Source organism: Enterobacter sp. BIDMC109 (assembly GCF_001037885.1).
GTDB lineage: Bacteria > Pseudomonadota > Gammaproteobacteria > Enterobacterales > Enterobacteriaceae > Enterobacter > Enterobacter hormaechei_C.
The window spans coordinates 2509951-2523758 of sequence record NZ_KQ090002.1; the positions used below are offsets into that span (position 1 = coordinate 2509951).

The 13808-nt window shown below is 58.0% G+C and carries 13 protein-coding genes; 5 read left to right on the plus strand and 8 right to left on the minus strand.

All coding sequences use genetic code 11. The features are described 5' to 3' along the window. Window positions 1–13: 13 nt before the first annotated feature. From SK62_RS11885 to SK62_RS11905, 5 genes are read left to right on the plus strand one after another with little or no spacing between them, the layout of a single operon-like run. Window positions 14–1996 carry a TonB-dependent hemoglobin/transferrin/lactoferrin family receptor gene (locus tag SK62_RS11885; protein ID WP_047719395.1) on the plus strand — a complete coding sequence of 661 codons (1983 nt, stop codon included), beginning with the start codon at window positions 14–16 and terminating at the stop codon, window positions 1994–1996. Window positions 1997–2031: 35 nt separating this feature from the next. Then, window positions 2032–3060, plus strand: coding sequence for a hematinate-forming heme oxygenase ChuS (gene chuS / locus SK62_RS11890; RefSeq protein ID WP_047719435.1), 1029 nt, complete (start codon window positions 2032–2034; stop codon window positions 3058–3060). Beyond that, window positions 3057–3875: a heme/hemin ABC transporter substrate-binding protein gene (locus SK62_RS11895; RefSeq protein WP_047719394.1), complete on the plus strand. Its 819-nt coding sequence runs from the start codon at window positions 3057–3059 to the stop codon at window positions 3873–3875. Before chuS ends, SK62_RS11895 begins: the two co-directional genes overlap by 4 nt. After that, a complete protein-coding gene (locus SK62_RS11900; protein WP_047719393.1) occupies window positions 3875–4867 on the plus strand; it encodes a FecCD family ABC transporter permease in 993 nt (330 codons plus the stop codon). Before SK62_RS11895 ends, SK62_RS11900 begins: the two co-directional genes overlap by 1 nt. Next, entirely contained in the window at window positions 4860–5639 is a 780-nt protein-coding gene (locus tag SK62_RS11905; protein ID WP_015570728.1) for a heme ABC transporter ATP-binding protein, read from the plus strand. The genes SK62_RS11900 and SK62_RS11905 overlap by 8 nt, the downstream gene beginning before the upstream one ends. Here the strand turns inward: SK62_RS11905 and selO are convergent. The 8 genes from selO to pheT form a co-directional block, all read right to left on the minus strand. Continuing rightward, window positions 5636–7078 carry a protein adenylyltransferase SelO gene (selO, locus tag SK62_RS11910; RefSeq protein WP_048249571.1) on the minus strand — a complete coding sequence of 481 codons (1443 nt, stop codon included), beginning with the start codon at window positions 7076–7078 and terminating at the stop codon, window positions 5636–5638. The two genes, SK62_RS11905 and selO, sit on opposite strands and share 4 nt — an antisense overlap. Before the next feature lie 61 nt (window positions 7079–7139). Next, entirely contained in the window at window positions 7140–7853 is a 714-nt protein-coding gene (locus tag SK62_RS11915; RefSeq protein ID WP_032104825.1) for an EAL domain-containing protein, read from the minus strand. A gap of 292 nt (window positions 7854–8145) precedes the next feature. Then, window positions 8146–8610: an NlpC/P60 family protein gene (locus SK62_RS11920; RefSeq protein ID WP_015570730.1), complete on the minus strand. Its 465-nt coding sequence runs from the start codon at window positions 8608–8610 to the stop codon at window positions 8146–8148. Window positions 8611–8682: 72 nt separating this feature from the next. Continuing rightward, entirely contained in the window at window positions 8683–9438 is a 756-nt protein-coding gene (gene btuD, locus SK62_RS11925) for a vitamin B12 ABC transporter ATP-binding protein BtuD (protein ID WP_032648060.1), read from the minus strand. Next, the gene (locus SK62_RS11930; RefSeq protein ID WP_017384653.1) at window positions 9438–9989 is read right to left on the minus strand and encodes a glutathione peroxidase; all 552 of its coding nucleotides are present in this window, start codon (window positions 9987–9989) and stop codon (window positions 9438–9440) included. Before SK62_RS11930 ends, btuD begins: the two co-directional genes overlap by 1 nt. A gap of 33 nt (window positions 9990–10022) precedes the next feature. After that, entirely contained in the window at window positions 10023–11003 is a 981-nt protein-coding gene (gene btuC / locus SK62_RS11935; protein WP_032648058.1) for a vitamin B12 ABC transporter permease BtuC, read from the minus strand. A gap of 103 nt (window positions 11004–11106) precedes the next feature. Further along, window positions 11107–11406 carry an integration host factor subunit alpha gene (gene ihfA, locus SK62_RS11940; RefSeq protein ID WP_003857805.1) on the minus strand — a complete coding sequence of 100 codons (300 nt, stop codon included), beginning with the start codon at window positions 11404–11406 and terminating at the stop codon, window positions 11107–11109. Between the two features lie 4 nt (window positions 11407–11410). After that, entirely contained in the window at window positions 11411–13798 is a 2388-nt protein-coding gene (gene pheT / locus SK62_RS11945) for a phenylalanine--tRNA ligase subunit beta (protein ID WP_047719391.1), read from the minus strand. Between the last annotated feature and the right edge of the window lie 10 nt (window positions 13799–13808).

Genomic DNA, 13808 nt, shown 5'->3' on the forward strand with positions numbered 1-13808 from the left:
ATGGAGAGTTGCTATGCCACACCTGCAATCCGCGTCTTTACGCCCGTCTCTTCTGGCGCTGGCGATTGTCAGCACCCTGCCGGGCGTTACGTTTGCCGCCGCAGACGAAATCACCGTCACCGCCACCGGCAATGCCCGCAGCGCCTTTGAAGCCCCCATGATGGTGAGCGTGATTGACGCCACCGCGCCGGAAAACCAGACCGCCAGCTCCGCCGCCGACCTGCTGCGCAAGGTGCCCGGTCTGATGCTGGACGGCACCGGGCGCACCAACGGTCAGGACGTTAACCTCCGGGGCTATGACCGCCGTGGCGTGCTGATACTGGTGGATGGCGTGCGCCAGGGCACTGATACCGGACACCTGAACAGCACGTTCCTCGATCCGGCGCTGATCAAACGTATTGAAGTAGTACGTGGTCCTTCCGCCTTGCTGTACGGCAGCGGCGCGCTGGGCGGCGTAATTTCGTATGACACCGTCGACGCCAACGATCTGCTGGATGCAGGTAAAAACAGCGGCTATCGCGTATTTGCTACCGGTGCAACGGGCGATCACAGCATCGGGATGGGTGCCAGCGCCTATGGCCGCACCGATACCCTGGACGGTCTGGTCTCCTGGTCCAGCCGCGATCGCGGCGACATTCGCCAGAGTGACGGCGCGAGGGCGCCAAATGACGAATCCATCAACAATATGCTGGCGAAAGGCAGCTGGAAAATCGATCCGGCGCAGACGCTGAGTGGCTCCCTGCGCTACTACAACAACGACGCGCAGGAGCCGAAAAATCCGCAGACCACGGATGCCAGCAGCAGTAACCCGATGACCGATCGTTCCACCATTCAGCGCGATGCACAGCTTGGCTACCGCATTGCGCCAGCCGGAAACGACTGGCTGAACGCCGATGCGAAAATTTACTGGTCCGAAGCGCGGATCAACGCCCAGAACATCGACGCCAGCGGCGAGTTCCGTAAGCAGACTACCAAAGGCGGCAAAGTGGAAAACCGCACCCGCCTGTTCAGCGACTCCTTCGCCTCGCACCTGCTGACCTACGGCGGGGAATACTATCGTCAGGAGCAACACCCTGGCGGCGCGACCACCGGCTTCCCGGACGCGAAAATCGACTTCAGCTCCGGCTGGTTGCAGGATGAGATCACCCTGCGCGACCTGCCGGTAACGCTTCTCGGCGGGACGCGTTACGACAACTACCGCGGCAGCAGCGACGGTTACGACGACGTGGATGCGGATAAGTGGTCATCACGCGCCGGGTTAACCGTGAGTCCAGCCGACTGGCTGATGCTGTTCGGCTCTTACGCCCAGGCCTTCCGTGCGCCAACGATGGGCGAGATGTATAACGACTCGAAGCACTTCTCTATCGGCAGCTTCTACACCAACTACTGGGTGCCGAACCCGAACCTGCGTCCGGAAACTAACGAAACCCAGGAGTTCGGTTTTGGGCTACGTTTTGACGATCTGCTGCTCGCCAACGACGCGCTGGAGTTCAAAGCCAGCTACTTCGACACCAAAGCGAAAGATTACATCTCCACCACCGTCGATTTTGCGGCGGCCACCACCATGTCCTATAACGTACCCAATGCCAAAATCTGGGGCTGGGACATGATGGCAACCTACGCGACCAGCCTGTTCAACCTCGACGTGGCCTACAACCGCACGCGCGGGAAAGATACCGAAACGGGCGAATACATCTCCAGCATCAACCCGGACACCGTCACCAGCAAGCTGGATATCCCGGTGGCGCAAAGCGGCTTCTCCGTGGGCTGGATCGGCACCTTCGTCGAACGTTCAACGCATATCAGCAGCAGCTACAGCGAGCAGCCTGGCTACGCAGTGAATGATTTCTACGTCAGCTATAAAGGCCAGCAGCAGTTCAAAGGCATCACCACCACCCTCGTGCTGGGGAACGCCTTCGACAAAGCCTACTGGTCACCGCAGGGCATCCCGCAGGATGGCCGCAACGGCAAGATCTTCGTCAGTTATCAATGGTAATTCCCTTCGGGGCAACGATTCAGAAGGATAAGATTATGGGTCACTACACACGCTGGCTTGAACTTAAAGAAGAACATCCGGGTAAGTACGCCCGTGATATCGCCGGATTAATGCACATCAGCGAAGCAGAGCTGGCATTTGCGCGGGTTGGACACGACGCCTGGCGGCTGCGCGGTGAAATCCGCGAGATTCTGGCGGCGCTGGAGTCCGTGGGGGAAACCAAATGCATCTGCCGTAACGAATACGCCGTTCACGAACAAATCGGGGCGTTTACTCACCAGCACCTCGGCGGTCATGCCGGGCTGGTGCTGAATCCGCGCGCGCTGGATCTGCGTTTGTTCCTCAACCAGTGGGCGAGCGCGTTTCACATAAGTGAAACGACCTCCCGCGGCGAACGTCAGAGCATACAGTTCTTCGATCATCAGGGCGACGCTTTACTGAAGGTCTACACCACGGATCACACCGACGTTGCCGCCTGGGGCGACGTGCTGACCCGTTTTATCACTGCCGATAACCCCGCTCTGGCACTGAAGGCTGTCGAGGCCCCTGCGCATTCCGACGGTGCTGATGCAGGCTCGGTGGAGAAAGAGTGGCGCGCCATGACCGACGTGCATCAGTTCTTTAGCTTACTGAAGCGCCATAACCTGAGCCGCCAGCAGGCGTTTCGTCTGGTGAGTGACGATCTGGCCTGTCAGGTGGATAACAGCGCGCTGGCACAGCTGCTGGAGACGGCGCGACAGGACGGAAACGAAATCATGATCTTCGTCGGCAACCGCGGCTGCGTGCAGATCTTCACCGGTGTGGTGGAAAATCTGACGCCCATGAAAGGCTGGCTGAACATCTTCAACCCAACCTTTACCCTGCATCTGCTGGAGGAGACTATCGCCGAGACGTGGGTAACGCGTAAACCTACGGCGGACGGACACGTTACCAGCCTGGAGCTGTTTGCTGCGGATGGCACTCAGATCGCCCAGCTCTACGGGCAGCGTACCGAAGGCGAGCCTGAGCAGAGCCAGTGGCGCCGCCAGATTGATGCCCTGACGCCAGAAGGGCTGGCCGCATGAAAAACTGGTTCGCCCTGCTCTGCGCCCTGCCGCTGGTCGCCGTCGCCGCGCCGGAGAGAATTGTCGCCCTCGGCGGCGACGTGACGGAGATCGTCTACGCCCTCGGGGCGGAGTCTTCTCTGGTTGCGCGCGACAGTACCAGCCAGTGGCCGCAGGCAACAAACGCGCTGCCTGACGTAGGGTATCTCCGCCAGCTGAATGCGGAGGGAATTTTGTCCGTACGCCCGACGCTGGTGCTGGCAAGCGACCAGGCGCAGCCCTCTCTGGCGCTGAAGCAGGTTGAACAGAGCCACGTCCGGGTGGTTACCGTTCCCGGCACGCCTGACCTGCGCGCGATTGACGAAAAAGTGCGGGTGATAGCTCAGGCGACGCATCATGAGGCGCAAGGGGAAACCCTGCGCAGCTCGCTGCGTCAGGCACTGGCGGCACTGCCCTCAACACCGCTCAACAAGCGGGTGCTGTTTATCCTCAGCCACGGCGGAATGACCGCAATGGCGGCCGGGCAACAGACCGGCGCGGATGCGGCAATACGCGCCGCCGGGTTGCAGAACGCCATGCAGGGTTTTACCCGCTATCAGCCGCTTTCCCAGGAGGGGGTGATGGCCAGCCAGCCGGATCTGGTGGTGATTTCGCAGGACGGTCTTAACGCGCTGGGCGGCGAAGAAAATGTGTGGAAACTGCCCGGTCTGGCGCAAACGCCAGCGGGACGAAGCAAGCAGGTGCTGGCTATTGATGATATGGCCCTGCTGGGCTTCAGCGTCCGCACGCCGAAAGCCATACAACAGCTGCGTGCCAGAGCGGAGCAACTGCCCTGATGTCCCGGCGCATCACGTTATCGTTATGGCTTCTGGCGGGGTTGCTTACCGTCATGACGTTCATGGCCACCGGTGTTGGGGCGTTACGCCTGCCGGTGAACGTGCTGTGGAGCGGCAGCGATGAGACGCTACGCCAGATCTGGCTTACCATCCGTCTGCCCCGGGTGCTGCTGGCGCTGGTGATTGGCGGGTCGCTGGCGCTCGCCGGCTGCGTCATGCAGGGGCTGTTCCGCAATCCGCTGGCCGACCCGGGCCTGCTCGGGATCAGCAGCGGTGCGGCGCTGGCCGTCGCCCTGTGGGTGGTGCTCCCGCTCGCGCTGCCCGCGCTGGTGATGCTTTACGCCCCTATGCTGGCGGCATTTCTTGGGGCGCTGGCAGCCACTGGCGTGATCTTCCTGCTCAGCAAGCAGCGTGACCCCTCTCTGTCACGTCTGTTGCTGGTGGGTATCGCCATCAATGCCCTGTGCGGTGCGGCAGTGGGTGTGCTTTCGTGGGTCAGCAATGACGCCCAGCTGCGTCAGCTTTCACTCTGGGGAATGGGAAGTCTTGGTCAGGCACAGTGGTCAACGCTGCTCGCCGTGACCTCGCTGATGGTGCCTGCCGTTCTGGCGATCTGGCGTTGTGCCAGCGCATTAAATTTACTGCAACTGGGTGAGGAGGAAGCGCATTACCTTGGCGTGGACGTTGCCCTTGTACAGCGAATATTACTGTTATGCAGCGCCCTGCTGGTCGCTGCGGCTGTCGCCGTCAGCGGCGTGATTGGCTTTGTCGGACTCGTGGTGCCGCACCTGATGCGCATGTGGCTGGGCGCCGATCACCGGGCAACCCTCCCCGGCACGGTACTCGCGGGCGCATTACTGCTGTTGGTGGCGGATACGGTCGCGCGCACCCTGGTCGCTCCGGCAGAAATGCCGGTCGGCCTGCTCACCAGTATCCTTGGCGCTCCCTGGTTCTTATGGCTCATTTTTCGTCGTGGAGAACAGCATGGCTGAACGTTATACGGCTGAAAATCTTACTTTTACCCGATCTGGCCGCACGCTGACAGATAACGTTTCGCTGTCACTGTCGCAGGGAGAGCTGGTTACATTGATCGGCCCCAACGGCGCGGGGAAATCCACGCTGCTGCGGCTGCTGACCGGCTACCTGAAACCCGACAGCGGCGGCTGTTCGCTGGCGGGAAAAGCGCTGGATGAATGGCATCCGCAGACGCTGTCCCGCTATCGGGCAGTGATGCGCCAGCAGTCTCAGCCTGGATTTGACTGGCAGGTGGAGGAGATCGTTGGCATGGGGCGTGCGCCCTGGACGCGTCACCCGGAACCGTCGATTGTGCGTGAGGTGTTGCAGCTGACCGGTTGCCTGCCGCTGGCCGGCAGGCGTTATCATGCCCTCTCCGGCGGCGAGCAGCAGCGCGTCCAGCTCGCCCGCGCGCTGGCGCAGCTGTGGCGTGACGGAACGCCGCGCGGCTGGCTGTTTCTCGACGAACCCACTTCAGCGCTGGATCTCTACCACCAGCAGCATCTGCTGCGCCTGTTGAAATCGCTGACCCGTCAGGGCCATCTTCACGCCTGCGTGGTGCTGCACGATCTCAATCTTGCCGCATTATGGTCGGACCGGATCCTGCTGTTACACAACGGCAGGATTGTTTCTCAGGGCATACCGGAGACGGTTTTGCAGGCCGACGCGCTGGCACACTGGTACGGTGCGCAGGTGCACGTCGGCAGACATCCGGCGCACGCCGCACCGCAGGTTTTTCTCGCCCCTTAGCTTGAGCAGCTCACTTCCAGCCGCTTGCCCCAGTCCGGCGGGCGGCTGACATATTCATCCTCCCGGTCGGCAAACGGCGTGCGCAGGGCGATATGCAGCCGATGCAGCTCGGTATAATCCCCCTGCTCTGCCTGCTCAATGGCCCGCTGCGCCAGCCAGTTGCGCAACACCATCGCCGGGTTAACCGCCTTCATCCGCGTCTGGCGGGTATCGTCATCAATCTGTTCCTGCTGTAAACGCGTCCGGTAAACGGCAAACCAGTCATCAAACGCCTGACGATCGATGAACTCGTCGCGCAGCGGTGACGCGGCGCTCTGCTGCGCGGTCTGGCTCAGCATACGGAAGGTTCGGGTATAGTCGCTGCCTTCACGCACCATGATGGCAAACAGCCCATTCAACAGCGCGTTATCGCCTTTTTCCTGCGTCATCAGCCCCAGCTTGTTGCGCATTAACACACCATATTCCCGCAGCAGGATCTCCTGATAGCTGTCCAGCGCATCGTTCAGGGCATCGACGTCGATAAACGGCGACAGGCTTTGCGCAAGCCGCTGAAGGTTCCACAGCCCCACCGCAGGCTGGTTGTCGAAACGGTAACGCCCCTGATAGTCCGAATGGTTACAGATGTAACCCGGCTGATAGTCATCAAGGAAGCCGTACGGACCGTAGTCAAACGTCAGCCCTAACAGGGACATGTTGTCGGTATTCATCACCCCGTGGGCAAAGCCGACGGCCTGCCAGCGGGCAATCATTGCGGCAGTGCGCGCGACAATATCACGGAACCAGAGAACATAGCGGTCCGGCTCGTTTTGCAGGTGCGGCCAGTGACGGCGAAGGGCGTAATCGGCAAGCTGGCGGACCTTATCCGGCTCGCGGCGATAGTAGAAGTGTTCAAAATGACCGAAACGCAGATGGCTTTCCGCAACGCGGACCAGCATCGCTCCCTGCTCCATCGTTTCACGGGCCACCGGCGTGTCGCTGGTGACAATGGACAGCGCGCGTGAGGTAGGGTTCCCCAGGGCATGCATCGCCTCGGAAGCCAGACCTTCACGGATGGTTGAACGCAGCACCGCGCGGCCATCCCCCATGCGTGAGTACGGGGTTAGCCCTGCCCCTTTCAGGTGCCAGTCGAGCGTTTCGCCATTCGGCAGAAGCTGTTCACCCAGCAGGATGCCGCGGCCATCGCCGAGCTGTCCCGCCCAGACGCCAAACTGATGTCCGCTGTAGACCTGAGCCAGCGGCTTCATGCCCGGGAGCAGCGTTTCGCCGCCCCAGACGCCGGCGCCTTTTTCTGGCTGAAAAAGCGTCGAAGGGATGCCAAGCGAATCCGCTAATGCATCGTTATGCCAGATAAGACGCGCGTTCTGTAATGGCGTTGGCTTAAGCGCGGTGTAAAAGCCGGGTAATTCATCGTGCCAGTGAGCAGTAAAAGACAGGGTCATAAGTCCTCCTGCTTTAAGTGTAGAGGGTTTCCCTGGACGTAAACACGGGCGAAGAAAGGGGTTATTGCTGAACGAGAGTCGTGACCCGCTCTGCCGGGACGGCAGGCCACAGGCTTCCCTGCATTGCACCGAAATTGAAGGGCAGCACGCGTTCTAAGATGCCGTGATCGTCAATTCCCGAGACCATGACCGACTGACAATGCGGCGCGATCTGCCAGAGAATGGCGCGCATAAAAGGCTCAAACGAGAGTGCCGACGCGCGCTGCTGGATAAAGTTTTTATCCAGAATCACCCGTTTGAACAGACCATCATAAACCGGTTTAAGGGAAGATGCCCCTGCACCAAAGTTAGCCAGTACTAAGGGGAAATGGATCGCCATTCTTGCCAGACAGGGATCGTCTTTCCCGTTATTTAAACCTGGATAGTTCTCATTAACGGTAAACTCAAGAAACGGATATCGCTCAAGGATTGAAACAGCGTTCTCATTAGTTAATAAAAACTCAACAATTGCAGGTGTAATATTGATCCATGCAATTAACTGATGCTGAATAAAAAATAGCTTACAGGTATCGAGTAATTGCAGTTTCTCCTGAAACAGCGCTAATTCATCTTCCTGAGAAAGATGTGGGATAACCAGTTCAGTCGGGATCCGTACGTCCGCACCCACGCCAGTAAAGTTAACCAAAATCTCTAAACCTTTAAGCAAACCTGCACTATCACGCGCCGGAAGGAGTAAAAGTTCAGACTGGTAAGCATTATCTAGCGTAATAATCATCGCGCTTGTCCTGCATTAAAGATGAGAGAGAACATCCTGGAGCAATTGCAGGCACAATTCCACTGTCTTGATTTTAATAAGATTAATTTCATTCTTTCCGTATTAATTTTCAGATTTTTCCCTGAATCTAAATTAATTTTATCCTGGTTATTGAATAATAGCCAGTTTTAGATAAAACAGGCACATGCGGACATAAATAATTGGGCAAAAATTTAACTTTAATCAACCCGCAAGAAAAGCCTGACGTCTATTTTCACCGCCAGGCCCTCCGCACTGCATTTTTATGCAGCGGTTAAATACGTCTGGCCTGCCAGAAGTTTTTACGCCAGTAAACATTATCCAGAGAGGAGCGCATCACGCCACGGCTGGTCGAGGCATGAATGAACTGATTATCGGTATCATAGATGCCGACATGAAGGCCGCTTTCACCGGAGCCCGTTTTAAAAAAGACCAGATCGCCGGGCAGGAGCTCGTCTTTATCAATTTCAGTGCCGATTTTCGCCTGCATACGCGTTTCACGCGGAAGCTGGAGGTCAAATTTATCGCGGAAGGTCATCAGCACAAATCCCGAGCAATCCACCCCGCCCCGGCTCATGCCGCCGTAGCGATAAGGTGTGCCGCGCCAGTTGCTGAGCTGATCGTTCAGGCTGGCAATGACCGTAATGGAATCGGAAAGCCGTGGGTTGGGCGGAGGTGCACGATGGCTGCTGCATCCTGCAAGAAAGAGCGCCGCAACAAGGAGAAACCAGAATCGCATTTCAGACGAATCCTCTGCTTTTTTTGTTCTTTCGGTAATTTAGCGTGCATCTATGCAGCTGTGCAAGAAAGGTTATTCCTGCGCCGTGGAAATGAGCATCTTGTGGCCTTCAATATCCAGCCTCCGGAACGACATGTGGTAAGCGCTCGCAAGATTGGCGGCCGTCAGCACGCTGTCGCGCGTTCCGCTGGCAATCAGCTTGCCACGCGCCAGCAACCACACCCGATGCGCGTGGCGCAACGTATGGTTTAAATCATGGCTGCTCATCACAATGGCAATCCCCTTGCGACACAGCGCGCTGAGCAGGGTATCCAGCGCTGCCTGTTGGGCAACGTCCAGCCCACTCATCGGCTCGTCCAGCAGCAGCAACCGCCCGTGAGGATTTCCCGCCGGATGGATCTGAAGGATAACGGCCGCCAGACGCACGCGCTGCCACTCGCCGCCGGAAAGCTGATTTGCCTGCCGGGTAAGCTTGTCGTCTAACCCGAGTGCCGCAGCAACCTCGTTGAGTAATCCCACCTGATTTTTGTCAGGCAGATGCAGCGTCAGGTAGTGCCAGACGGGCATCGCAAAGGGCGGAACCTGCTGCTGAACCAGGTAGCTTCGACGGGAGGCAAGTGTAGCGGGTAGCCAGTCGCCGAGCGATTGCCCGAGGAAGGTAATATCCCCTTCCCCGCTGGTCAGCCCCGCCATGCACGCCAGTAGCGTGCTTTTTCCGGCGCCGTTTGGCCCAACCAGGTGAAGGATTTCACCTGCGTTGACTTCGGCGGTAACAGGCTCAAGACGCCCCTTGCCGGCAACGTCCGTGAGCTGCATCAGCAGCGTCATTATTTCGCCAGCGCCAGCTTGATTGATTCCATCACGATAGGATCTTCAGGCGTCATGTCTGGCGAAAAACGCTGCACGACCTCACCGTCACGGCCAATCAGGAATTTTTCGAAGTTCCACAGAATATCATCCGGATAGAGCGGCGCGCGGCCTTTACTTGCCATACGCTCATAGAAACCACTCTCTTCAGGCGCAACGGCGGTCGGCGCCGCGGCCACCAGTTTGGCATACAGCGGATGACGATTTTCCCCGTTCACATCAATTTTGCTGAACATCGGGAACGTCACGCCATAGGTTGTGCTGCAAAAGGTCTTAATCTCCTCTTCGCTACCCGGCTCCTGGCCCAGGAACTGGTTGCACGGGAAGCCGAGTACGGTAAAGCCGTCTTTTTCCCAGGCTTTATGAATGTTTTCCAGCTGTTCATACTGCGGCGTAAGGCCACATTTCGACGCCACGTTCACGATGAGCAGCACCTTGCCCTTGTAGCCTTCCAGCGTGGTTTTCTCGCCGTCAATGGTCGTCACTTCGGTATTCAGAATATCAGACTGCATAGCATTCCCTCAGGTTGACTTACAGGTTGTGTTTTAACGTCCAGCTTTTAATAGTAGCCAGATAAAGACCGGTGCGCCCAGCGTTGCGGTCACCACGCCTATGGGCAACTCAGCGGCCGTCAGGGCGAGCCGGGCGATGATATCGGCAATCAGCAGCGTTGCCGCCCCGGCAACCGCCGAGGCCGGGAGCAGGGTTCGGTGGTCCGTAATGCCGCACAGGCGCAGCATATGCGGGATCACCAGCCCAATAAAGCCAATCGCCCCCGCCAGCGCCACGCTTACGCCTACCATCCAGCCAATGGCGATAACCAGCACGTTGCGCCAGAATCCAATCGGCATCCCGAGCTGGCGAGCAGACGTTTCCCCCAGCGCGAGAATATTAAGCGGCTGCGCCTGGAACGCCGTCCACAGGATGACCGGGATCAGGAGCACCATCAGCCACCCCTGACGCCAGTCGACGCCACCAAATCCTCCCATCATCCAGTACATTAACTGGCGCAGATCGAAGGAGGTGGAGAAGTAGACGGCCCAGGTCATCAGCGCACTACAGATGATCCCCAACGCTACCCCGGCAAGCAGCAGCCGGCTGGTGGATAAATGGCGACGGGCAAAGCGCAGAAGGATAAGGGTGATCAGCAGCGCGCCAAGGATTGCGCTGAGGCTAATCCCCCAGGTGGAGAGTTCGCCTCCCCCCAGCATCACGGCGGCGATAAGCCCGACGCCTGCGCCATTCGAGACCCCGAGAAGTCCGGGTTCCGCCAGAGGGTTTTCAAATAATGCCTGCATGATCGTGCCGCACAGCGCCAGGGCAGCGCCGACTAAAAGGACCGCCAGCGTCCGCGGCAGGCGGATCTGCCAGACAAAGAGCTGTCCTTCAGGCGTAAACCAGCTTTCCGGCCCCAGCCACCGATCGCCCGCACACAGGCTGACGGTGGTGGCGACAATCAACAGCACCCCGAGCAGACACAGGCGGCGAAGATCGGAGCGGTGCTGGCGGCGGGCAAGATCAAGCATAGACGATAGGTTATCCGGTTGAGATATCATTGATTTTACGGCGGGTTTAGCAAATAGCGCAAAGAAAAAAGGCCGCGTGAGCGGCCTTTTTAGTTAGTTCATATTACTCTGCTTTGGGCGTTGCGTTTTCGACACGGCTTTTTAACTTCTGTCCGGGTCTGAAGGTCACCACGCGGCGGGCTGTAATGGGAATATCTTCCCCCGTCTTCGGGTTACGGCCCGGACGTTGGTTTTTGTCTCGCAAATCAAAATTGCCAAAACCGGAGAGTTTAACCTGCTCACCATTTTCCAGAGCACGACGGATCTCTTCGAAAAACAGCTCTACCAGCTCTTTGGCATCCCGTTTGCTAAGCCCAAGCTTATCAAACAGATATTCTGACATTTCAGCTTTTGTAAGCGCCATAGGTTCAATCCCTCAATGATGCCTGGAATCGCTCTTTTAATGCCTCTACACATTTGGCGACGGTAGCGGCAATCTCCTCTTCTTCGAGTGTACGGCTGGTATCCTGAAGGATAAGGCTAATAGCGAGGCTCTTGAAACCTTCTGCTACGCCCTTGCCGCGGTACACGTCAAATAAGTTTACGCCAACTACCTGATTTACGCCAACTTTCTTACATTCGGCCAAAATATCTGCTGCGGGCACATTTTCAGCGACCACAACCGCGATATCACGGCGGTTTGCCGGGAAGCGTGAGACGTCCTGCGCCTGAGGAATGACGCGGTCTGCAACCGGGTTCCACTCCAGTTCGAATACGATGGTACGGCCATTCAGATCCAGCTTACGTTCCAGCTCCGGGTGAACAACCCCAATGAAACCAACGCGTTTGCCGTCTAAATAGATCGCCGCACTCTGACCCGGATGCAGGGCTGGAATCGCTTCTGCGCGGAATTCAATTTCGGATAATTTACCGGTCAGATCAAGAATCGCTTCCAGATCGCCCTTCATATCGTAGAAATCAACCGTCCCTTTTGCCAGGTCCCAGTGCTCTTCAAAGCGGTTACCGCCGATGGCGCCGGCCAGCATGAGATCCTGACGGATGCCTAAATTCGCCTGAGTATCCGGTACAAAGCGCAAACCGCTTTCGAAAATACGTACGCGGTTTTGCTGACGGTTCTGGTTATAAACGACAGTGCCCAGCAGGCCGGTCCACAGGGACAGACGCATCGCTGACATCTCGCTGGAAATCGGGCTTGGCAGGATCAGCGCTTCCTGACCCGGGTGGATCAGCTGTTGCAGCTTAGGATCAACGAAGCTGTAGGTGATCACTTCCTGGTAGCCTTTGTCGTTCAGCATGGTTTTCACACGCTTCAGAGACAGATCGGCTTCGCGATGGCTGCCCATCACCAGACCCGCCTGCACCGGCTCGTCAGGGATGTTGTTGTAGCCGTACACGCGGGCCACTTCTTCCACCAGGTCTTCTTCAATCTCCATGTCAAAACGCCAGGATGGCGCAACGGCTTTCCACTCGTCCTGACCTTCAGTGACTTCGCAGCCCAGACGCGTCAGAATGTCGGTCACCTGCGCATCGGCAACGTGGTGACCAATCAGGCGATCCAGCTTGCTGCGGCGCAGGGTAATGGTCGCACGCTTCGGCAGCGTCGCTTCGTTGGTCACATCAATTACCGGACCCGCTTCACCGCCGCAGATGGCGATCAGCAGGCGAGTCGCACGCTCCATCGCTTTGTATTGCAGCGCAGGATCCACGCCACGCTCGTAGCGGTGAGAAGCATCAGTGTGCAGACCGTGACGGCGTGCGCGGCCGGTGATGGAGAGCGGGCTGAAGAACGCACATTCCAGCAGGACGTTTTGCGTCTCGTCGTTAACGCCAGAGTGCTCGCCGCCGAAGATCCCGCCCATCGCCAGCGCTTTGTTGTGATCGGCAATCACCAGGGTGTCAGCGTTCAGTTTCGCTTCGCTGCCGTCCAGCAGAACCAGGGTTTCGCCCTCTTTCGCCATGCGCACGACGATCCCACCTTCGATACGATCTTTATCGAACGCGTGCATTGGCTGGCCCAGCTCCAGCAGAACATAGTTGGTGACGTCGACGACTGCATCGATAGAACGGATACCGCAGCGACGCAGTTTCTCTTTCATCCACAGCGGGGTTGGCGCTTTAACGTTAATACCTTTCACCACACGACCGAGGTAGCGTGGGCAGGCCTCAGGCGCGTCTACCTGTATCGGCAGCACGTCACTGATGGTTGCCTCAACCGGAGCGATCTCCGGCACGTTCAGTTCAGTCTGGTTCAGCACGGCCACGTCGCGGGCCACACCGATGATGCCTAAACAGTCAGCACGGTTTGGCGTTACGCTGATTTCGATGGTGTTGTCATCAAGCTTCAGGTATTCGCGGATATCGGTACCAACTGGCGCATCCTGCGGCAGTTCAATAATGCCGGAGTGATCGTCGGAAATACCCAGTTCGGAGAAGGAGCACAGCATGCCTTCAGACGGCTCACCGCGCAGCTTAGCCGCTTTGATTTTGAAATCGCCCGGCAGCACCGCACCGACGGTCGCCACGGCCACTTTCAGGCCCTGACGGCAGTTTGGCGCACCGCAGACGATATCCAGCAGACGGTCACCGCCCACATTGACTTTTGTTACGCGCAGTTTGTCAGCGTTAGGGTGCTGACCGCATTCAACCACTTCGCCCACGACCACGCCGGTGAAGGCGCCAGAAACCGGCTCTACACCGTCAACTTCCAGACCCGCCATGGTGATCTGGTTGGAAAGCGCGTCGCTGTCCAGCGTGGTGTTCACCCATTCGCGTAACCACAGTTCACTGAATTTCATTGTTCTGTCC

Coding starts and splice junctions, on each gene's coding strand:
- selO (WP_048249571.1), bottom strand. CDS start 7,078: ATGACCCTGTCTTTTACTGCTCACTGGCACGATGAATTACCCGGCTTT.
- SK62_RS11905 (WP_015570728.1), top strand. CDS start 4,860: ATGGCTGAACGTTATACGGCTGAAAATCTTACTTTTACCCGATCTGGC.
- ihfA (WP_003857805.1), bottom strand. CDS start 11,406: ATGGCGCTTACAAAAGCTGAAATGTCAGAATATCTGTTTGATAAGCTT.
- SK62_RS11930 (WP_017384653.1), bottom strand. CDS start 9,989: ATGCAGTCTGATATTCTGAATACCGAAGTGACGACCATTGACGGCGAG.
- chuS (WP_047719435.1), top strand. CDS start 2,032: ATGGGTCACTACACACGCTGGCTTGAACTTAAAGAAGAACATCCGGGT.
- SK62_RS11885 (WP_047719395.1), top strand. CDS start 14: ATGCCACACCTGCAATCCGCGTCTTTACGCCCGTCTCTTCTGGCGCTG.
- btuD (WP_032648060.1), bottom strand. CDS start 9,438: ATGACGCTGCTGATGCAGCTCACGGACGTTGCCGGCAAGGGGCGTCTT.
- SK62_RS11895 (WP_047719394.1), top strand. CDS start 3,057: ATGAAAAACTGGTTCGCCCTGCTCTGCGCCCTGCCGCTGGTCGCCGTC.
- btuC (WP_032648058.1), bottom strand. CDS start 11,003: ATGCTTGATCTTGCCCGCCGCCAGCACCGCTCCGATCTTCGCCGCCTG.
- SK62_RS11920 (WP_015570730.1), bottom strand. CDS start 8,610: ATGCGATTCTGGTTTCTCCTTGTTGCGGCGCTCTTTCTTGCAGGATGC.
- SK62_RS11900 (WP_047719393.1), top strand. CDS start 3,875: ATGTCCCGGCGCATCACGTTATCGTTATGGCTTCTGGCGGGGTTGCTT.
- pheT (WP_047719391.1), bottom strand. CDS start 13,798: ATGAAATTCAGTGAACTGTGGTTACGCGAATGGGTGAACACCACGCTG.
- SK62_RS11915 (WP_032104825.1), bottom strand. CDS start 7,853: ATGATTATTACGCTAGATAATGCTTACCAGTCTGAACTTTTACTCCTT.